This is a genomic window from Sphingomonas sp. 37zxx (assembly GCF_000786205.1).
Lineage (GTDB): Bacteria > Pseudomonadota > Alphaproteobacteria > Sphingomonadales > Sphingomonadaceae > Sphingomonas.
Genome location: NZ_JROH01000037.1, coordinates 1 through 21,831, shown reverse-complemented (window position 1 = coordinate 21,831; position 21,831 = coordinate 1). Strand labels below are relative to the sequence as shown.

The following is a 21,831-nucleotide window of genomic DNA, read 5'->3' as shown; positions in this document are numbered from 1 at the left end:
AACTCCAAATCCGGGGCGATCTGCCCATGCGATCGGGGGGCGGCACCGTTCGCCGCCCCGGCTTCAGATCGATTTGCGACGCAGCATGATGGTGCGCGGGCCAACCCGGACCGCAATCAGCCCCTGCCCGGCCAGCAATTGCGCCAGTGCGCGTTCGGGCGTCATTTCGCCGCGCAACGGCTGGGTCATCTTCGCCTCGAGGATCGATGCGTCGTAGAGGATGTTATAGCCCGACGCGCTGCCGACGGCGCGGATCGCATCGTCGAGCGGCTGCGCCTGGAGCTGGAACATGAACTGCTCGGGCCTGCCGCCGGCATCGAATTGCAGCGCCACCGGGATCGTGGCTGAAACTGCCGCCCGGGTGCTGGTTCCAGCATCGCTGGTGCGCTGTCCGGTCTGCCGTTCGCAGCTGTCATCCTCATCGCAAGCCGCGCCGAAGCCGGTGACCCTGACCTCGATCAGCGAAGGCGCGACGATCGCCGCATTCTCACGCACGGCGGCGACCGCCGATTCGAGCGCCGTCGAGACCGCGTCGGACTTCGCAGCCACCTCGTCCACGTCGAGCGCGGTCGGGGGTGCGGCCGGGGGTGCCGGCAACCCGTTGGAAACACCGGCCACGTCGATATTGTCGGTCCCCAGGATCTCAATCGCATAGACGTTGAAATTGCCCGACACCCGGATACCCGCATCGCCCGCGTCGACGATCCCCGCCGGCGCGATCAGATCCACGTCGGCCGGCGGGGTGCCGGGTTGCGTGGCGAGCGTGCCGATGCCCGCACCGGTCGGCAACCCGGCCGGCTCGCGTACCATCCGCCCCCAATTGTCGAGCTGATAATTATAGAATTGCGGGCTGATCGAGGTCTTCGCGCCAAGCCCGGCAGCGATGTCGCCCCAGGACGACCAGATCATGACGTTGCCGCCCTTGCTGGTCAGGATGCGCGACTGGTTCACCGCCACACTGCCATGGGTCAGCATGTTGATCTCACCGCCGTCGGTGGTCAGCACACCGGCGCGCAACGCGTTCCCGCGATCGTCGGCATTGGCCGGCTGACCCGTCTCCTCGGGGCGTGCCGCGACATTGGCCAGCGTCATCGCGCCGCCGGGGATGACGAACTCGATCTTGCCCCCGCCCGACGAGACGACACGGCTGGCATAGGTTTCGAAATTGCCCTGCCAGCGCGATTCACCTGCGCTCAGCGCTTCGCCAGCGGCCCGCTGCGCGCCCGGGAACAGCGTCGCAATCGCATCATAGCCACGGAAGGTCGTGTCGTAGCGTTCATTCTGCGGATCGTTGGCTTCGCGGCCGGTCGTCCGCAACTCGAGGAACAGGATGCTGCGATAATAAGGCGTCTTATAGTCGCTGCTCAGTCCCTGCCAGAATGCCCATGCGCTATCGAGATAGGCAAGCTGCGCCGCCTTGCTCGTCAGCGTCGGCAGGCCTTGCAGGCGGCGGACATAGTTGACCAGGCCTTCGCGCGGCTCGGGCGTGGCGAATTCGCCGGTGGCACCCTGCGCGCGCGCATAGTCGCGGTCGAACAGGTACAGCGACAACCCGCTTTCTTCATCGATCAGATAATCCGCCATCGCGCCGGCCTTGGTCGGGTCGAGATAGGCTGCTTCGAACGCAGCATAGGATGGTGCCTGATTATAGCCCGCCGCGATCGCGATATCCGCGGCCTTTTCGTCGGGCTTCCAGTCCTGAAGCCCGGACGGAGGCTGATTGGGCGATCCGGGATAGGTATAGATCGCGATCCGTTTGCTGGTGATGCCCTCGCTGTTGCTGGGGATCCAGATATCGGTGCCGGCCTCGACCTCAAGCCGGCCCGGCCCGCTGACCGTCACATGACCCACTGTGATAAAGCCGCCGTTCGGATTTCCCGACGTATAGTTGCGATCGAAATAGATGCCCGCACCCGCACGGACGATGCTGACGTCGTTCATGTTGTTGTGCTGGATGGAATAGCTGGGGAAATAGATGTTGCCCTCGGCCTGCACCCACAATTGCTTGGGAATGTTGAGCACGGCTTCGGGAGACGTCACCACATCGCCACCGGCCGCATAGATCCGCACCGGATCGGTGTTGCCGATATACAGGTCGGGCAGGTTGTTGACGTTGAAATAGGTAACGCCGGGATAGGCAGTGCCAGCACCAGCGAACTCGAACGACGTGCGCAGGACCGTACCGCCCGCTACCACCGGCTGGTTGGTCGGGGTGCGGATCAGCGCCATGTCGGCCTGGCTGAGCTGCACTCCCTGATAGGCGCCGCGATAGTTCTGATCCCAGCGCCGGGTGCCGAATCTCGGCAGCAGCGGGTCGATCGCCTCGGTGCTGTAACCGATCCGTACGCTGCCCCCGGCGAGCAGGTCGAGCTCCGCACCGGCATCGGGCAGCATAGTCAGCCCGCCGAGCAGGTTCACGTCGCCGGTCGCCGCCACCACCGACAGTTTCGACGGGTAGAGGTCCCAGCCGATCGAATCGCGACCCTGCATCGGGCGCTCGTTCGATCCGTAGAAATTGACGGTCGTGCCCGACCGGTTCATCGCCGTGGACGCTCCCGACGATTCATACGCCAGGCTGATGTTCAGACCGTTGGTCCACAGCGTCACATCGCCGCCCGCCGAGAAGAAATTGGCGCTCGCGTCGCCCGTGTAGCTGACAAACCGCCAGTCCTGATAATTGGATTCGCCGATCAGCGGGTCCATCACGCTTTCGACATTGAGGTCGCCGCCTGCGCGCACATTCAACTGGCCCGACGACGTAAAGAACATCGTGTACAGATCGAAGCGATCGGCGATTTCGCGGAAGTCCTGATGGATGTAGCAGGCGTCCGTGCAGTTGAACTGCGGCGTCGAGAACACGGTCGACCCGGACAGGATCGATCCGCCGACCCCCATATCGCCGGCCCCGGATGCCACATGATAGGCGCCGCCATAGAGATTGCCGCCGGCCCGCAGCGTCAGATTGCCGCCGCCAGTCAACGTCAGCTCCATCGCGGTGTTGCTGCCGTCGGCCAACTTCACGGTGTTGCCGGTGACGCGTCCGCTGTTCGGGATCGCGACCGACAGATTGTCGATGTCGCCCCCCGCCTCGATCGCGATATTGCCACCGCCCAGCGCGCCAATGCCGCCCTGGAACCGATCATAATCGACCCACCAGCTTGTTTGGTCGAACCCGCCGTCGGTGCGTGCCGCGAACAGGCCGCTGATCGTGTCGAGGCTGCCGGAGCGCCCGAGATAGCCGTGCGGCAATTGCGGCGACAGGCTGCTCGCACGCACATCGCCGGCGACCGACAGCACGAGATCGCCGCCATCGACCCCATATTGTGCGCCAGCTGGCGTGCTGAACCCGGTAAGCTCCGCCGCAGCGCGACCGGCGGTGTAGATCACCGATGCCCGTTCCTGCAGCACCAGATCGCGCCCGGTTGCGATGTTCATCGCGCCGGTTCCCGTCCGGATCAGATAGCCGGTGGAATTGTTCCACTGGATATAATCGCGCAGGTCGGTGCTGATTTCGCCCAGCCCGTTGCTATCGATGAAGCCGAGCGAGCCATCCGCCTTGAGCTGCCCAAATCCACTCTGGAACAGCGCCATCCATGGCAGCGGACGACGCGCATAGGCGTCGGCATCGGCATAGTCGCCGGTCTGCGCGTCCATTTCGATCAGGGCTCCGGTGCGCGGATCGATATATTTGCCGGTAGCCGGGTCGCGGGTCAGTTCGACAAAGCCGTTGTGAACCCCGGTTTCCGGGTTGCGGACAAATTGTCCGTTGGCATCGAGCAGATACAGGCGGTGTTCGTTGCCATAGGCCGGATCATAATAATATTCGATCGTATCGGTCGTGCCGCCGACGATGACCGAGCCGGTTTCCGCGCCGAGCAGGCCGGTCGGAAGCACCGCCAGCGAATTCGGGCTGAGGATGTTGGCACCGGCTGCCAGGTTGAACGTCCAGCTGTCCCCGTCAAGCAGTCGCCCGTCAGCAAAGCCGTCGCTCAGATTGGCATCGATCCGGATGTCGCCAGAGGCGCGCAGGGTCAGCACCCCCGCCGCGCCGTCGAAGCGCAGACCGGACAGGTCCCAGTCGTCCTGCAACTGCATGTCGCCGTCGTTGCGCAGTTCGATCCCCGCCGCCAGCGTCACGCCATTGCCCAGCCGGTTGCGGATCGCCGCCGCATTGGCCGCCATGAACGCGCTCGCGTCGCCCTCGACCCGGTCGATCATCGCCTGATCGATCACCGCCACGCCGTCATAGCTGCGATATCCTTCGGCGAGCACGCTGCGGGCCCCGGTGATGGTGCCGCCGAGCGAGGTGATCGCGATATCGTTGCCGATCTGCGGTGCACGGAACCGGACCAGCCGTCCGCCCTCGCCAGAACCGGAGACGTCGATCAGCGCGCCCGCCTGGGTGGTGATCGCGCCACCATTGGCACCTGCCGTCTCCAGCAGCACGGTGCCGCCTGAGCCGTCAGCCGCTCCGGCGCGCGCAATCAGCCTGCCGGTGTTCAACAGCGTGACATTCTGCGACGCCGCCAGCTGGACCGTGCCGCCATTGGCTCCGGAGGTCTGGATCGTGCCGCCGACGGCGATCGACCCTTGGTTGACGACCAGCGCGAAATTGCGGACGTCGATCGTACCAGTGACGCTCACGTCGCCACGGTTGATCTCGAAGCGCCGGCTCTGGCGGAAGCCGCCGACATCGAGCAGCGCGTTGAAGGCGGCGAAGTCCGCCAACTGGTCGGTCAACAGCCTGAATGAACCGCTGGCGAAGCCGTCGTTCGCGCTACCTCTGATGGTGCCCCGCAACTGCGCTTCGCCCTGCCCGACCGAAATCGCCAATGTGCCGGCGTCGCCGCCCACGCTCGACCCGGAGACATCGATGACCGACCCCTGCTGGGCAATCACGTCACCGTCATCGGCGGTCAGGTTCACGGTGCCGGCGCCGACGCCCACGGTCGCATCGTAAAAGCGGCTGACATTGGAGGTCACATCGAGCACGGAGCCTTCGGCCAGGACCAGATTACCGCTGCGCGCCTGAAGGCTGATGGTGCCGCCGGTCATCCGGGTCTGTCCGGCATAGACGATCGAATCGCCGCTCAGGTTCAGCGTACCGCCAAACGACTGGAATACCGGCAGGTTGGCTGCGCCGTTGTGGCTGACCGTTACCGCCCCTGCGACATCGAGATTGAGCCGCGCGCTGCTTTCAGCCGTCAATCCGCCCGTGTGGATGTCCAGCGTTCCCGGCAGGACCAGCCGGGTGTCGTCGCGCCCGATGATCCGCTGCGCCACATCCATGCGGACATCGGCGACGCCGCTGATCCATTTGGTGGCGCCTTCGATGTACAGCGTATCCGCCTGCAGGACGAGATTGGCGTCGCCGATCGTCGCCGCGCCCTGTCCGCCGCTGCTGTTGGCGAGCGTCAGGGTCTTGGCGGCGATGCTGACCGTATCGGTCCCGGCATCGATGACCCGCAACAGGTTGCTGTCGAGCCGCAGATCGCCGGTCGCCGAGATATCTAGCGCGCCATAGATGTCGATGCTGCCATAGCTTTTGAGCGTCAGTTCCTCGGCATTGGCGAACAGACCCAGCGTGTTGCCTGCAAAGACCAGCCCGCCGGTGTTCAGTGGCACCGCGCCCAGGCTGACCCGCGATGCGGCCGCGCTCAGCTGCTTGGTCTGCAGCGTTGCGCGCGCGCCCAGGATCGTGTTGTCGGTCGCATCCAGCACGACCGAGCGCGTGCTGGTGATCGACGCGCCGTCGGCAATGGTCAGCAGACCGCCCGAAGCGTCAATCGCTGCCAGCCCCTTCGACGCGCGCAGCGCATTGACCTGCGCCAGTGCGGCCGGGTCGGCGCGCAGCGCGTTCATCGCCTGGACCGCGCCAGAGTCGCGCAGCACATCCACCATCGCACCGCTCGACACGCGCAGCACCGCGCCCTGGTCGAGCGCGCCGTGGACGAGATAGTCGTCGTCGCCGGTCCAGTTGGTATCGTTGTCGTGCGTGAATGCGGCGGTGCCGGGAGCGATCCGGATATCGCTCGATGTACCGGAGATCGTACCGCGCGTCTCGATCCGCGCGCCGGCCTTGACATCGATCGTCCCGTTGGAGGCGAACAACAGCTCGGGGCCGAACAGGACCGATCCGGCATTGTCGACGATGATGTCGGTACCGGCGACCGTCAGTTCGAGGTTCGTCGCACCCTGACGCCGCACGCCGCCGATCAGCAGGCTTTCCGCGCCGAACGCGCTGAGCTGTTCGCTGTCGAGCTTCAGATAACCGTCATAGGCGGCCAGATCGGTATCGCTGCCCGTAACCACCACCCTGGTCGATGCAATGTCGGCAAACCCGCCGCGTCCGCCCGTGGCAGCCTGGGACCGCAGCGTCCCGTCCAGGTTGAGGTCGTCGGCCACACGGAATACCACCGATCCGCCATCGGTGGGGATCCGCGGCACGTCCGAAATCGGCCGGTTGATCCGCAGCGACTTGCGCAGGAATGCATCGGAGGTGAAGAAGAGGTTGGCGGTCGTTTCCAGATAGGCCGAACGCATCCGCAGCGTTTCGCCGCTCATCACATGGAAGCCGATGTTAAGCGGATCACGCGCGCCTGATGCGCCGTCGATGCGGTATCCGGCCTGGATGCTCGATCCGTCGGTCTGCGGCGCGACGCGTCCAAGCCGGACCCCGTCGAACTGATCGCCATAGCGGTGCGACGCCGTCACGCGATAGGCACCCTTCAGCATCGCATATTCGGCCGGCAACAGGACATAATAGCCGGCCGGCAGGCCGCTGCCGCCCGACAGGTAAACGCGGTCGCCGACGCCGATCGCCGAATTGCCGAACCCCAGCGGTGCGACATTCCCGTCGAAATCGGGGATGACCGCATAGACCTTGTCAGCTGCACTCACCCAGTCGAGATTTTCGTCGCGATAGCCGGTCAGCCAGTCATAGCTGCCGCCAACCCCCGGAACGAACTCGCGGGCATAGAGATCGCCGCCGCCACTCACGTCCAGCACCGCGTTCTGCTGGATATCGACGACATCGCCGGTGACGTTGATCGTCTTGACCGGCAGCGTCGTGAGTTCGGTACGGGTAAATGGATCGATCCAGGTGTCGCCGTTCGACGTGTAGCCGTAAGGCACCACCCGGCCCTCCGCCGATACCGAGGTCAGGCTACCACTGAGAAAGCGCAGCGTGCCCGAACCTTCGGTGCCATTGTCATATACCTCCAGATTCAGCGTGCCCAGCGGCGAGCGCAGCGTTCCGCCCTGCAGGATGGTCGGAGCCTTGAACGTCAGCTGGGCGGCGACCTCATAGGGTGAGCCGTTGATCGGGCCGCCATCATCCTGCGCCTGAATGACGATGCCGGTGTCGGAGGTGACCGAGAAGATGCGCCCGGTGCCGGCATAGACCTGATCCGCCTTCAGCGTTAGCAGGCCGTTGCTGTGCAGCACGCCGAGCGGCGCCTGGCGCGGAAACGCTGCCGTTCCGGCGAGCCGGATATCGCCGCCCGAAATCAGCGTCGTGTCCGAAAAACCATGAAATCCGGCGGCACCGACCTGAAGCAGCGTGCCCGCCTGCGCGCTGAACCGGGTATCGGCCCCGATCGCGGCGACCCCATAGCTGGCGAGTGCCGACAGGTAGCCACCATCGGTCGGCTGGCCGTTCAACGGCCCGCCGTTCAAGGTGATGATGCCCGCTTCGAGCGCGACGTCGGAACCGGTCACGCCAATGATGCGCCCCGCAGTGATGTCGATCCGGTCGAACACGAAGCTGCCATCGGCATTGCGACCGCCCAGCGTGACGTCGCCGGAAAAGATGACGCCGGGGTTGGCCGTGATGCCGATGCTGGAAAAGCCGGCAGTGCCAAGCGCGGTCGGCGACAGGGTGGTGACGATCGGATCGCCCTCCACCGGCGTCGGGGCGACATAGCCGAACCGGCCGAAGACTTCGAGCAAGCCCGGCGCGATGAAGGGCAGTTCCGGCGCCTCGATCGCGATTCCGGACGCATCGCCGATGATCAGCATCGGCGGCACGCCGCTCGCCGCGGTGCCATAGGCAGAAAAAGTGGCGAGCGCCGCGTCACGGCTGCCCAGCGTGTAACCGGGCGGGAAGTCGATCGGGTAGCCGATCAGATAGGCCCAATCGATCTCGCCGAGATCGGCTTCATAGATGTTCGAAATCGGGTTGCCCGACTTGTCGATGATGATGCCGTAGCCGGTATATGCCTCAAGCAAATTGAGCACATCGGACACGGCCGCCCCACCGCCGCCGCCGCCGGTGGCGAGCGGGCCGTCGAAGCTCAGCTGAAACCGCCCGCCCCGCGCATCGATGCCACCGGCATGCGCGCGATAGATCGCGCCATCGATCTTCATGATCTGGCCGCTGATCGAGATTGCGCCGCCATTCGATGCCACCAGGGTCGGACGCCGCACCAGGCCGCCCTGCCCATCGTCGAACAGATAGTCGAACGTGGCGCTGGTGCCCGAAACATCGAGAACCGCACCGCCCGCGATCGTGATGCGCTTGGCGCCAAGGCTGATCGACCCGCCGTCGAAGATCTCGCCATCGACGATCGGTCGGCCCATCGCATCAATGCCACGCCAGGTAACCAGCGCAGCGCCGGGTGCGAGCAAGCGGGCAGTCGCGGCGAGCGAGACGAAGGTCTCCGTTGCGCCTCCCGAACCGCCCCCGCCCAGCGTGATCACGCCCGCAGGTGTCAGGATCGTGCCGGCGACGACGCTGTTGCCGAGCAGGCTGATCTTGCCGCCCAATTCGGTCGAGAGCAAACTGCCCTCACCCATGTCGATCGTGCCGCCCACCGCGCCGAACGAGATGTCCATGCCACGGCGCAGAGCTTCAGGCCGCTGCTCAACGGTCAGATATTCGACCTGGGCCACGTCATAGATATCGGTGCCCGAAGCCGACCAGAAGGCCGGCGGGCGGCCGTTATACAGCGTCTGGTCCTTGAGCTGGAGGATCGACGCGCTCGCTTCGATCTGTGCGCCCTGCTGGACGGTGATGGTGGGAGCGACCAGCGAGATCGCGGAAAATCCGCTGTGGCGGAAGAAGTCCGGGCGGATCAGCAACGGCGTCAGCGCATCTGCATCGGCTTGCCCATCCGGCACGGGAAGCGAGTCGCCGATCACCAGCGGTTTGGACACCTCGAGCGTGAACCGGCCATTGCCTGCGAGCCCATAGGCACGGGCATTCGAAAGCGCCCCCAGGTCGAGCGCGTCAGCATCGTTGTAGCTATACGCCCGCAGCGTCAGATCGCCGCCGGTGCCGCCGATCAGCTTGCCCTCGCGCGTGACCCACGCGCCGCCGCTGGCGTCCAGCACCGCGCTTGACGGCAGGACAAGGCCGATGTCCGCTGCATCGGTAATGCTGCCCGTGGCGGTGAGCGTGATATTGCCGCCATGGATGCGCGGCACGCTGCTCAGCGCGATCGGTTCATCGACCTCGAAATCGCTGTACCACGATCCCCGCGTGTCGATGCGCGTCGTTTCGCCAAGCCGGACGCCCATCCCGGTCAGCTGGACATCGCCACCCTCGGTCCGCACGCTGCCGAGGAACTCCAGCCGTTGTGCGGCCTCAAGCGTCAGCGAGGCACCGTTCTGAAGGTTGAGTGTCGCTCCTGCTTCGACGAGGAGCGCGGGTCCGTCGAGCGGTACGGAGTAATTGTTGACGACTTGATCGCTGACGCGGCTGCTCTGAACGATCGTATAGCTGCCCATGGTCGATCGGTTGAAGAAATCGGCGGAGGCAAGTGTGGCGTTGTCGCTGGTGCGGCGCTCGACATTGATCGAGTCGGTTTCGGGGTCAAATTCCTCGCCGAACAGATCATCATATCTGTCGCTGAGCCGATCCCCCATTCCGAATTGAGCGTCGAGCGCGTTTTCCAGCGCGGTGATCAATACGGTGTTGCTGACATATTCGTTTTCGCTCTCACCGCCATCATTCAGCGCAAAGGAACCGCCAACGGGGACGTTCGCGCGCTGATAGCGGCCAGCAACCGTCTCGCCCCTCAACGTTCCCTGGAGCACGGTGTCGGGGGCCAGAATCGTAATCGATCCGCCCTTGCCGCCGTGCTGATAGCTGGTTTCGAACTGCCCGCGCACCGACGACATCAGGGGGATGTAATAGGATTGGGACCTGCCCCATTTGGTGTCGTAATCGACCCATTCATCGGCCAGCCCCATATAGAGCTCGTCCGGGTCGGCTTCGCGAATATCGATGATGCTGCCGTCCAGCCGCCGCAGCAGCGTGGTGTAGACATAGCCTTCCCGATAGGTCGTCACGCCGCCCGATACGTCGATGACCGACCCTGATTTCATGATGAAATCATTGCCGATGTCCATGGTGAGCGAGCCGCCATTGACCAGGAACTGCGCCAGCGTCCCCTGCGACAAATTGTCGAAGCCCTGCCAGTTGGCGAGGTTGGTGCCAAAGCGCCGATCGACCGAAATTTCCCTGCGATACAGCGGCCCGTCGCGCTGCACCGGCGAATCCGACAGCTGCGCGGCAAACAGCCTGCCGGTCACCTGATGATAGCCCATATCGAGCGTGGTTTCCCAACCGGACAGGTCGATCAGCGCGCCCGCGTCCATCAGAAAGCGGGTGCCGTCCTCATTGCCCTGATTGGCGCCCTGGCCGCGGTTGTTGTCGAAGATATGCGCGCCCGAATCGAGCAGGACATTCATCGTGCCCGACGGCATGTGGATGATCGAATCCTGCTGCATATGAACGGTGCGGGCGTTGATCTTGAGCGTGCCGACGCTCTGCGCCCCGAGCGAGACCGGGATTGCATCGGTGGAGTCGAGGTCCGGCGTGATCTGCGTCAGGCTGTTCCGGCCGAACACGACCGAGCCATGTCCTTTAACCGCATGTTCCCAGCCCGGCGTGTCGCTATTGGCATATTCGCGCCAGTCATAGACGGTCGCGTGGAAGCTGATATTGCCGCGGAACAGGGCCGTCGAGGTGATGTCGACTGCGCCCATCTGTTCGAGGTTGAGGCCACGGAAATCGACGCTGCCGCCGCGCTTGGCCGAGATGATCCCCTCATTGCGCGCGGTATAACCCACGGCATGGGCGCGCTCATATTGCCGCTGGTTGAGATAGGCGACGATCCGTCCATACGGGATATAGCCGGCTTCGCCCGTATGGCCATTCTGGGTCAGCGTTTGATAGTCTTCATAGCTGAGATACTCGCCCAGCGTAATCTCGCGACCGAACAATATACTGTAAAATGCGCGCCATTCCTCCGATTCCACTAATTGCGGCGGTTGCCCACCATAGGCCACGTTGGGCCGCATCTGCGCGAATGGGTTGAAGGCACCCACATAGGTTTCAAGCATTCCGCCGTTGCCGGGACGCAGATAGATGTTCTCGCCCGCAGCGAGGATAACCTGCCCTTCGTCCCTGACGTTGATCGTGCCCTTGTTGGTGACGTTAGGTCCGAACAGCATCACCTTGCCGAAGCTACCCGTGTTGATCGTGCCGGTGCGGCCGATCGTGACATTGTATTTCAGCGGGTCATTGGGATCGACGACCTCCGGGCCATCGTTCATCAGCTCAAAATAATTCGGTTGCGAAATCCAGTCCGTAAAGCCGAGCGGATTATAGCCCTGCTGCCCGCTGGGGTAGTACCAGCTGTTCGAGAAGGTCGGATCGAAGCGCCCGTTAAAATCCCGCGCCCAAGATGTCAGGCCGCCGTTGCTGCCATCCCCGAAAAACTGGTCATCGCGCATGAATAGCGACGACAGCACCAGCTGTTGCGCATTGATCGTGCCGTCGACCGAAATGCCGCGCGGTGCCACCAGATAGAGGTGGCCGTTCGCTTCGACCTTGCCATCAATCCGCGTGACGCCGGTATTGTAGGAGCGGTTGAGCGCGATCCAGCTCGACTTTTCCTGCTGGAACTTCAGCACTTCGCCTGCCGCGACACTCATGTCGCTCCAGTCGAGCAAGGCACGCTCGGCCGACTGCACCAGCGTCGTCGTGTTGCCGTTTACATTGACGTCGGAAAAGCCCCGCCCCGTCACCAGCGCGCGCGTATTGATCTTGGCGTCCTCGCCGATCAGCACGCCATTGTCGTTGAAGATATAGACCCGCCCGATCGCGCGAATCTCGCCATTGACCTCGGCCGCTTGCGTGCCATGCACGCGGTTGACCGCGATCCAGTTTGCCGCCTGCTGCTTGAACTCAAGCACTTCGTTGGTCTGGAGGCGGAAATCTTCCCAGTCGAGCAGCGCCTTTTGCTGGAGCTGTTCGATCGTCATCAGCGGTCTGCCATCGGCGTCGACGCCAATGGTGGGGCGATTGGCCCCCTGCCACACCGACACCTGCCCGTTCGGCCCGATCGTCCGCCCCGCCTGCATCCCGACCATCGTGCCGAACGGCTGCTGCTGCGCGCGCGCAGCGGTCGGCGCGAAACTGACCGCCAAAGCGAGGGCCGCGAGGCTGCCTCCGGCCAACAGGCGGCCGGACTGGGCATTGAGGGGGGCGAAGCGGGCGATCATGGCGGGCGTCCTTGGTACTGGCGGGAAGCGAGAGTGTTCAGTTCTGGTCGGCGGCGGGGGTTTTCGGCGCCTCGGTCGGCGCAGTTCCCAGTTCGGCGTCCATCTGCTTCTGCACGCTGGGCGGGAGCGTGGATTCATAGACGCGCGCCGCGCGCAGCCGGTCCTCATAGGACTGGCGAAGATTCTCCATCTTCACCCGCTCGCCCTGAAAAAACGGCTCCCAATCGTCGGAGCGGACGTGCTTCTTCGCGATCTCCATCGCGATCGCGTAGAGTTCCGCGTTGCGTTCGCGACCCAGCACGAGCAGTTCGTCCTTCAGCTTGACCTCGGCCCGCAGCGCGTCGAGCGACTGACGGGCATTGCTGGCGATCAGTGTCTGGCGGGCAAGCTCGGCCTCCAGTGCCGCGACACGCTGCTCCAGTTCGGACACCGGCACCGGGGGTGGCTGCGTGGTGCCCGTGACCGCCTGCGCCGCCGCAGGAACCGGGGAACAGGTGACGGCGACCAGCGCCATAGCAAAGAGATGGATCGGGTTCATGGCCATGCGCTCCATCAGAACCGGGTGGTCAGGTTGAGCTGAAGCACGTCGACCGAGAAGGGCGGACGATTGATCGCGTCCGAGCTGAACCAGCTGAGGCCCACCCAGGTGTTGTCATAGACGCCGAAGGAACCCTCGATCAGATAGCCTTTGACGTCGGTGCCGCCGAGGCCGAAGTCGCCGTCGGTGAAGATGTCGAGTACCGCGTCGGTTTCGATCCGCTTATAGGCAGCGCCCAGCTGCCACTGGCCGAACCGCTCGATTTTGGGGAAGCCGGCATCAAGCCGCACCTGCCAGCCCAGATCGCCCGGCGCGACGCCCGGCTCGCCGCGCAACGCGGCGACCTCAGCCGGGTCGAGCGCGAGGTTCTTCACCGCTTCGCCGGTCAGGGCGATTTCCATCGGACCCGCCTTATAGGCGAGCCGGGCGCGGCCAATGGCGAGGTTATAGTCGCTCGCGAGGCCGGCCAGCGTGGTCAGGCCATCGGTGCGGATGTTGAACACCGAGTTGCCCTTCTCGAGGAAGCGCGGCGCAGTATAATCGTTCAGCCGCGACCCGTCGGGCGCGTTCTTGCGGCTCTGGATGCCGTGGAAGTCATAATAGGAACCGGCCAGCTCGACGCTCAGCGCGTCGCTGAGTTGGGCCCGCGCGCCAAGCTGCCCGCCGACCATGAAGCTGTCTTCATAGATGCCGCGCTCTTCCATCGGGAAATAGGCGGCCGATCCGAACACGGTCAGCCCGTCGATCAGTTGGCGGCGGGCCGACAGCGCGACACCTTCGGGATTGATGTCATCGTCCCACACCATGTCGGTCGTTTCGAACGGATTGGGCATGCGTCCGGCGGTGAACACAACGCCGGCGACCGGTTCGACCTCCAGATAGGCGCGATCGACCCAGAATCTGTCCAGATAGTCGCGATCGAGCCAGAATTCGTCCTTCAGGAAGAAATAGCCCAGCGTGGCGTTGGTCGAAACTGGGCCGCGCTCATTGCCCGATGCCAGCCGCAGGCCGGCGCGCACCTGGTCGGAAATGCGGGCATTGATGTCTAGCCGTGCGCGATAGTTCACGCGATGCCGGTCGATCAGCGAGTTCAGCAGCGGAAACCCGTCGGCATCGGCGACGCCGCCCGCCAGGTTGATCGCGCCGATATCGGGAAAGAACGGGAAGTTGTCGTCGGCATAGTTCTCCATCTCGTACCGGACGCGCATGTCGCCCGAGATCGAAATGCGCTTGGTCCATTCGGGCAGCGTGTTCGGCGCGATCCAGCCCTCGCTCTTGGCCTGGGCGACGACCTCCTGCTTCACCTCGTCGCGGATCTGTTCGCGGACGACCTGCGGCACATAGGGCACGTTGATCGTGCTGGCGCTCGCCGGCTTTTCGCTCTGGGCGCGCAACGCCGCCGCCTGGCGCGCCTTGACCAGCAGCTGTTCCGCCTTCTCGCGCTTGAGAACGCCCTCATCGACGAGTAGCTGGAGGAGTTCGACACCGATATCATCGGTCGATTGCGCGCTGGCCGGTGTGGCCCATGTGGCAAGGGCCGTCAGTGCCGCGCCAGCAATCAAGGTGATGCGAAGGGACATGGGATTTTTCCGTTCCTGATGAATCCCGGCGGCTTCAGCCGTCGGTGCGTTTCAAGTTGATGGTGGCGTGCGTCGTGCCCTCCTGTCCGGTCGGTCGGCTGCGCCCGAGTGGGGGCAGCGAGGACAGGACGGCGCGGATCGCGGAGTCGAGTTGGGCGTCGCCGGTGCTGGAGCGCAGGGCCGCCCCGACGAACCGGCCGCCCGGGTCGATGTTCACCGTCACGCGAACCGATCCCCGCGCCGCCCGCGTGCGGGCGTCACGCTGCAGCGCGCGCTGGATATGCCCTTCGACATATTGCCCCCAGCCGATGCCGCCGCCGCCACCGCCGCCGCGTCCGAACAAGCCGCCGCCCTTGCCCGCAGCGAGGCGAAAGCTGTCGGAGCCGGCATCGGCAGGGCGATCGAGCCCGGCCGCTTCGCTGCTGGGTTGCTCGGACGGGGCTTCGCTTGGCGTATCCGACGGCTGCTCGACCGGTTCCTCGCTGATCCGGGGATCGTCGGTCGGCTCGATGATCTCGGGCTCTTCCTCCATGATCTTCTCTTCCGGTTCCGGCGGGACCGGCGGCGGCGGGGGCTGGAGCACGGTGATTTCCTGAACCACCCGCTCGCGTTGAACCCGGCCGTCCCCGGCAGGCCAGAGCGACACCAGCGCCAGGATCAGGAGCGCCGCCAGGACGAGCAGGATGATCGGCCCGGTCAGGCGGGTCCGCGTGATTGCAGCGCCGACCTTCGCCAGCGGGTGCGGACGGGCGGTGGCCATCATCAGCTCGTCTTGACGCGCTCGGTGACGATACCGAGCTGGGTGATGCCGACACGGCCGCAAGCGTCCAGAACCTCGGTGATGCGCCCGAATTGCGACACGCGATCACCCTTGATCACTACCGGAAAGTCCGGGGTCACCGCCTTGAACGACCGCAGTTGGGCCTCCAGTTCGTCGATCGTGACGGGATAGGTGTCGAGATACACCTGTCCGTCGCTGTCGACCGTGATCGCCTTGGTGGTCGGCTTGGCCAGACTGACCGATGAGCTCGCCTTGGGGACGTTGACCTTGATCCCCTGAACCGATGCCGTGGTCATGATGATGAAGATCACCAGCAGCACGTAAGCAAGATCAAGCATCGGGGTAATGTTGATGTCGTCGTAGAGCTTCTTGCCCTTTTTCTTCATCTGCATGATCGCCCCCTATTCGGCTGCGAGCGCGTAGCGCGCATCGGGGCGATAGGTTTCGGCAATCCGCTTCTCGAGCTCGTCGACGAAAATCAGATTGTCGGTCGATACTTCTTCGATCCGGCTTTGCAGATAATTGTATCCGAACAGCGCCGGGATCGCGACGGCGAGGCCGGCTACCGTCGCGAGCAATGCGGCGGCAATGCCGGGCGCGATCGCGTTGATGTTGACATCGCCCGCTGCCGCCACGCCGGCAAAGGTGATCATCACGCCCACCACCGTACCCAGCAGGCCAAGGAACGGCCCGCCGGAAATGGCGATGGTCAGCAGCACCATGAAGCGGTTGAGCCGCTGTTCCTCACGCGCCTGCCCCGCGTCGAGCGCCGAGCGGATCGCCGCGATCGACTGCGGCGCGATCGCATGGGGATCGCGGTTCGGCACGTTCGCATTCTCGGTCAGGCGCGCCTTCAATTCCTGCTGACCGATGGTGAACAGGCGGCCGAGCGAGGCATCCGGCTGCGAGCTGCCGAGCTGCTCAGATACCAGGCCGCTATGCGTGCCCTGGCTGCGGTTGGCAAAGCCATAGCTGGTGAGGAATTTCGAGTTGGCGCGGGCGGTGCGCGCAACCAGCAAGCCCTTCATCACCATCACGATCCACGAAATCAGCGCCATGATCCCCAGGATGATGATGACGGCCCAGGCGTCCGGGGTCAGCGCGCTGACCAGGACGCCCAGATAATTATGCCCGCCCGCACCTTCGGCCTCCGCCTCTGCGGCGACGCCGACGAAATTCGACCCCCGGTTCTGCGATTGCGCGAGCAGGGCGATGGCCGAGGCCGATCGCGCGACGTTGGCACGGCCAAGCTCATCGATATCGCCGACCATCGCGGGCAGCCCCGCCGCTGCACCGATTACGTCTTCGCCGGCGAGTTCCGGCAGCGCGCTCGCCGCTTGCCCGACCGCGACGCCGTTCACATAGAGCGTGAGGTTGTCGCCCCTGACCACGGCAGCGAGATGCGCCCAGCTACCGCCCGCGAGCGGCGCACCGGCGACCGCCTCGCTGGCAGTGCCGTCCGCGCCGACGACGCGCAGATACGGCACCCCGCCGAGTAGCCCGAGCACGACGCGCGCAGGCGCCGCTTCGCCGCCCGCGCCCAGCTTGGTGAAAATCGCTGCGTCCGCAGGCATTCCCGCCGTGGCCGGCTTGACCCAGCCGGTGAAGGTGAGGTTGCCGCCAGCCGGCACCGTCAGCGATTGGCTCGGCGCGATGCGGATCGCGCTATCGGATACCAGCGACGCGCCGCCCCCGATCAGTCCTTCGACGGTAGGCCGCGCAGTCGATGCCGTCACCTGATTGCGGTTGGCGGTTGCATCGGTCGGCGGGCCATTGTCGCTCAGATGCTGGACTAGCACCTGCTCACCGTCATAGGTCGCCCCGGCATTGGCGACCGGCTTGGCCGCCTCCGACCCGTAATAGAGCCAGATATCCTGGCGCGCGCCGGGCGCGACGGTCGGCACGTCGACCCAGATCAGGCCGATCTCCGCCGCCGGATCGAAGCGTTCGATATGATAGGCCAGCGGCGTCTTGCCGTCGGCGCCCAGGAAGCGGAGGTCGCTGCCATCGGGCTTCACCTTGCTGAAGTCCAGCACGCCGCTGTGCAGGCGCACCAGGACCGGCGCACGCTTCACTTCTTCGGTGACGCCACGCAGTCCCGTAGCGTCCAGAGTGACCTTGCGTCGCTCAGTCCAGTCGGCATTCCACCAATCCTGTGCGGAGGCAGCGGTCGGCACGAACGATGAAAGCAGCAATGCAGCCGCCATGAACCGGAATTTCAACATGTTGCTCCCCTGAAAAGATCAGAATTCGGCCCAAGCGCGCACCTGAATGCGCACTGTGTCGGCAATGTCGGTCTTAACGCCGTCGGTCTGCTTCAGCGGGACCGCGAGCAGGCTGGACAAATTGAGGTTGCCGAGCAGGCGCAGATTGGCACCCGCTCCGACGCTGAGCAGACTGGTCGTCGCTTGCTGCGAGCTCAACGGATCGCGAAGATGCAGCACCGCGCCATCGGTGAACGCGAACAGGCGCAGTTCGTCGACCGGACCCTGCTTGTTCAGCAGCAGCGGCGACTCCGCTTGCAGCTGGAACGATGCGCCGTCGTCGCCCAGATCCTGGCTCTCGAAATAGCCGCGGACGCTGTCGAGCCCGCCGGCCGCAAATTGTTCGTTGGAAATCAAAGCGCCGCTGGCGAGCTGCCCGGACAGGCGGACACCCAGCCGCCAGTCACCACGCAGCTTGTGCAAATAGCCCATATCCGTCCGCAGCGCGAACCAGCTCGCGCTCGCATTGAAACGCTTGAGCCCGAATTCCTCATTGGTGGCGCTCAGGCTGCGCAAACCGAAATTGGCGCTGAGCGAGACGTCCAGATCATAGCGTTCGGTGCGCTTGGCCGCGGAATATTGCACCGTCGCCGGGAAATAATCGATCGGCGTGCGCGCCTCATCCGCTCCGACGATAAGGCTTTCCTCGAAGATCTTATAGTCGATTCCGGCGGTGAGCTGATGAATGACGGTCGCCGCACCGGTGCCGGTCGAAAAGCTGTAGATGCCACGCGCGCCATAGATCTCGCCGGTCCCCAGAACACCGATGCCGTTGACCGCAGAGACATCGCTGTTCGATTTGACGGCATAGCCCAGGACCGAAAAGCCACTGCCGGCGATCGGCGCGACATAGGATCCCGAAACGCTCCACGACTGGCCCGGGTCGGTCGGTGCGAGCTGCCCCTGGAGGCTCAGCGTATGCCCGAGCTGAAACATGTTGGCGTAGCGCAGGCCGGCCGAAACGCGCAGCCGCTCGGTCCGGCTGGGAAAGCGGTCGTTGATCTCCAGCGATCCGTGCAGCGGGTGGCGGTCCTCGACCTGAAGATCGACATCGACCGTGTCCGGCGTATCGCCGGCCCGCAGGCTGGGCATGATCAGCCGCTCGCTCGACTTGTTCGCCGCCGCGATTTCCCGCGAAACCTCTCGATAGTTCGGCACACGGCCCTCCGCCAGCGACGGGAGCTTTTCGCGAATGTCATCCGGCGAAAAATGGCGGGCATTGGTGACGCGTAGGCGCCCCACCTTCAACTCGGTCACGTTCAGGCGAACGGTTCCGCCGCGCACATCCTGTTCGGGGATTTCGACACCGACCGTCTCGAACCCGCCATCGCGATAGGCCTTTTCGAGCGCCGCACGCGCAGCTTCGACATCGGCGATCGGGCGCTGCGGACCAAGAAACGGCATCACCGCGCGCTCGACCTCAGTCTGCGGCAAGACGCTGTTACCCTCGATCCGGTAGTTGAAAATGTCGACCAGCCCCTGGCTGCCCGTCGCCACGGAAGTCGGCGCAGGTTCGGCATCCCGCTCTTGTGCAGAAGCACTGCACACCATGCAGCAACCCAGGAGCAAAGCCCCTGCGCCGCGCGCAACTACCGCCATTTCGATTCCCCGTCGCCTCGTGAAAGACAAGCTCGATTGAGTCGAAAACTTGCCTTCATTCACTTTAATTTAGAGCGTCACTAAGATCATTGAATGACTCTTTAGTGACATTATCTTGATGCCCATCTCAAATACTATCAAATTTTCTTGATGAGTTCATTTGGTTTTATTTAATCGACGGCATTATACGTAAATCTTTACGTGCGCCGAAGAGCATTGCTCTACGACCCAGCATTATTTTACGTCGAACTTCATCGGTCCCGACCTATGCCGACGCCGACGCTCTCCAAATTCAAGGACGAGTCTCGCAGCGCAAACCTCACGGGCGCGCCCATCTTTTTTTCGATGTGCCGGACCGGACCTATCGACCCGCGGTCTTGCCGGTCCGGACCAGATAATATCCGTCGCGCCGCTCCTGCAGGCGCAGGTCGTAGATTTCGGCGATGGTGTGCGCAAAGGCGTTCGTGTCGCGCGTGTCGAACAGGCCGCTCAACCGCTGCTGTCCCAACGCGGGTTCGCCCAAAATGATCGGACGGCCGCTGTAGCGGTTCATTTCGGCGATCGCATCGCTGAGCGGGGTATCGTCCAGTAGCAATTTTCCGCTCCGCCATGCCGTGACGATATCGATCCGCGGCCGGTCGATGCGCGCGGGCTGATCGCTCAGCAGCCGATATCGCTCACCGGGCTGGAGCTGCACGGTGGTGACTCCGCCGCGCTCCACCGCCACGCTGCCCGACAGCAGGGTTACATCGACACGCTCGGCATCGCGGCGCACGACAAAGCTGGTGCCGAGCACGCGCACGGTGCGGTCGGACGCGCTGACCAGAAACGGGCGGCGTGGATCATGCGTGACGTCGAACTGGGCTTCGCCACGCTCCAGTGTCACCCGCCGCTCATTGCCAAAGCGCGACACGCGAATCACCGAGTCGGTGTTCAATGTCGCCCGCGTGCCATCGGCGAGGGTAATCGTGCGCTGCTCGCCGATGCCGGTCGCATAGGGCGTCGGGCTGACCAGCCATTGCACCGCCAGAAAACACGCCACCGCAAACGATGCAAAGGCAGCGATCGCTATACGCATGCGCCGTGGCGCTGCGGCGCGTTCGGGAGCGGGCAGCGCAACGGGGTCGCGCTTCCAGTCCGGCAGCACCTGCCCAAGATCGTCCCAGACCCCGGCGGCATCCATATAGGCATCAGCATGCGTCGGGTCGGCCTGGAGCCAGCAGTCAAGCGTCGTCAGATCGGGCTGAGCCGCATCGCGCGTCCGGACGACCCACAGCGCGGCGTCCGTCTGGACACCGACGTGACCCTCGTCACGGTCAGGGCGCCCCGCGTTCACCATCCCTCCATCCAGTTCACCAGAAACACCAATCCCTTGGCCAATCGCTTTTCGGTCGCGCTGACGCTAACACCATGTTGCGCAGCGATCGCGGCAACGCTCAACCCATCCATGCGCTGTGCACGGATCATCTGGCGCGTCGTCGGGTCGAGCGCGGCAAAGCCTTCGTTCAATCTATCTAGACGCTTTCGGGCGGCATAAACCTCATCAGGTCGGGGCGTTTCATCAACAATGACGTGCGCCTCCACCGGTTCGTCCGTGAAGGATACGCGCCGCGCCCGCCGGGACGCGTCGATCGAAAGATTGACGGCCGTGCGGATCAGAAAGCCGGCGACATGGTCGACCGAGTGTTCCCGGCGATAGACCTCCAGTCGATGGAACGCGTCCTGGATGATGTCGTCGCAATCCTGCGGCGCGACGCCGCGCCGCTGCAGCACATGCCGCATCTGCTTGACGAGGTGGGGGAACGGCAGAGACATCGACCGGGCATATCGCGGCAAAGTGCGACGGTTTCATGAAGGTGTAACAGACGGCAAGGTGACGATACCGGGCGCACCGCAATGTCTGCCCTATCCGGCTCGCGCCTGCTTCATCGGCCAGCGGCACAGCAGGAGTTCGTTGGGCTTGCGCCTGCGAGCCCCGGGCGAAGGGCATCGATCACAGTCTCACCGTCCGCCACGCGAAAATGGGAACGCCGACCGATTCTGCGCAGCAGGATCAAGATGCCGCTGCGGCCTAGCTTTCAATCGCCGAAAAGCCGCTATCAAATAGGCGTTGCACAAAGCCGGCGGTGGGTCGGGCGCGCAACTCCTGCATCAGCGCGCGAAGCGGTGGCGGCGTCACCTCAACTGGCGGCATCAGCGCGCCATAGCTGTGCAGCAGGAGGAGTGGCGCAAAGGCTGCGCACATCGCAATATCGCTGATGGTAAGGCGGTCGCCCGCCAAAAGGGCCCGACCGTCCATGATGCGGCGGTCGGTCGCGTCAAAAGTGGAGCGGATGCCGATCTCCGCCGCGGCCGCACGCTCAGCCGAGAGCTTGAGGCCGCGTGTGATGCAGCTGATGACTGGAACTTGGCAAGACCTGCGCCGGCGCTATGCGCTCGGCCTGGATCCGTTCGACCCGTGCGACAATATTATGGCGTGCATCGCCTAGGGGTCACCAGCGTTTCTAGACATCGCTGGCCGCAATAACCTGAGCACCTCCATCAACCCGGTGATCT

The 21,831-nt window shown here is 64.3% G+C and carries 10 protein-coding genes and 1 pseudogene; all 11 read right to left on the bottom strand.

What is annotated here, in order from left to right; genetic code table 11:
• Positions 1-63: 63 nt before the first annotated feature.
• On the bottom strand, positions 64-12,513 hold the full coding sequence (locus tag QU44_RS13095; RefSeq protein WP_033922742.1) for a filamentous haemagglutinin family protein: 12,450 nt from the start codon (positions 12,511-12,513) through the stop codon (positions 64-66).
• 37 nt (positions 12,514-12,550) lie between these two features.
• The gene (locus tag QU44_RS18515; protein ID WP_197054320.1) at positions 12,551-13,051 is read right to left on the bottom strand and encodes a hypothetical protein; all 501 of its coding nucleotides are present in this window, start codon (positions 13,049-13,051) and stop codon (positions 12,551-12,553) included.
• 14 nt (positions 13,052-13,065) lie between these two features.
• Positions 13,066-14,631, bottom strand: coding sequence for a putative porin (locus tag QU44_RS13085; protein WP_033922739.1), 1,566 nt, complete (start codon positions 14,629-14,631; stop codon positions 13,066-13,068).
• A gap of 34 nt (positions 14,632-14,665) precedes the next feature.
• A complete protein-coding gene (locus QU44_RS17535) occupies positions 14,666-15,394 on the bottom strand; it encodes an energy transducer TonB family protein (RefSeq protein WP_052134837.1) in 729 nt (242 codons plus the stop codon).
• Complete coding sequence (locus QU44_RS13075) at positions 15,394-15,804, bottom strand: ExbD/TolR family protein (RefSeq protein ID WP_033922737.1); 411 nt, start codon at positions 15,802-15,804, stop codon at positions 15,394-15,396. The genes QU44_RS17535 and QU44_RS13075 overlap by 1 nt, the downstream gene beginning before the upstream one ends.
• Positions 15,805-15,813: 9 nt before the next feature.
• Positions 15,814-17,637 carry a DUF2341 domain-containing protein gene (locus QU44_RS13070; RefSeq protein ID WP_033922735.1) on the bottom strand — a complete coding sequence of 608 codons (1,824 nt, stop codon included), beginning with the start codon at positions 17,635-17,637 and terminating at the stop codon, positions 15,814-15,816.
• Positions 17,638-17,655: 18 nt separating this feature from the next.
• On the bottom strand, positions 17,656-18,933 hold the full coding sequence (locus tag QU44_RS13065) for a ShlB/FhaC/HecB family hemolysin secretion/activation protein (protein WP_231621739.1): 1,278 nt from the start codon (positions 18,931-18,933) through the stop codon (positions 17,656-17,658).
• 3 nt (positions 18,934-18,936) lie between these two features.
• Positions 18,937-19,227: pseudogene (locus QU44_RS18980) on the bottom strand (POTRA domain-containing protein); the annotation flags it as partial.
• A gap of 409 nt (positions 19,228-19,636) precedes the next feature.
• On the bottom strand, positions 19,637-20,611 hold the full coding sequence (locus QU44_RS13060) for a FecR family protein (RefSeq protein ID WP_197054318.1): 975 nt from the start codon (positions 20,609-20,611) through the stop codon (positions 19,637-19,639).
• Positions 20,608-21,090 carry an RNA polymerase sigma factor gene (locus QU44_RS13055; protein WP_033922731.1) on the bottom strand — a complete coding sequence of 161 codons (483 nt, stop codon included), beginning with the start codon at positions 21,088-21,090 and terminating at the stop codon, positions 20,608-20,610. Before QU44_RS13055 ends, QU44_RS13060 begins: the two co-directional genes overlap by 4 nt.
• A gap of 256 nt (positions 21,091-21,346) precedes the next feature.
• The gene (locus QU44_RS13050; protein ID WP_052134832.1) at positions 21,347-21,574 is read right to left on the bottom strand and encodes a hypothetical protein; all 228 of its coding nucleotides are present in this window, start codon (positions 21,572-21,574) and stop codon (positions 21,347-21,349) included.
• Positions 21,575-21,831 lie beyond the last annotated feature (257 nt).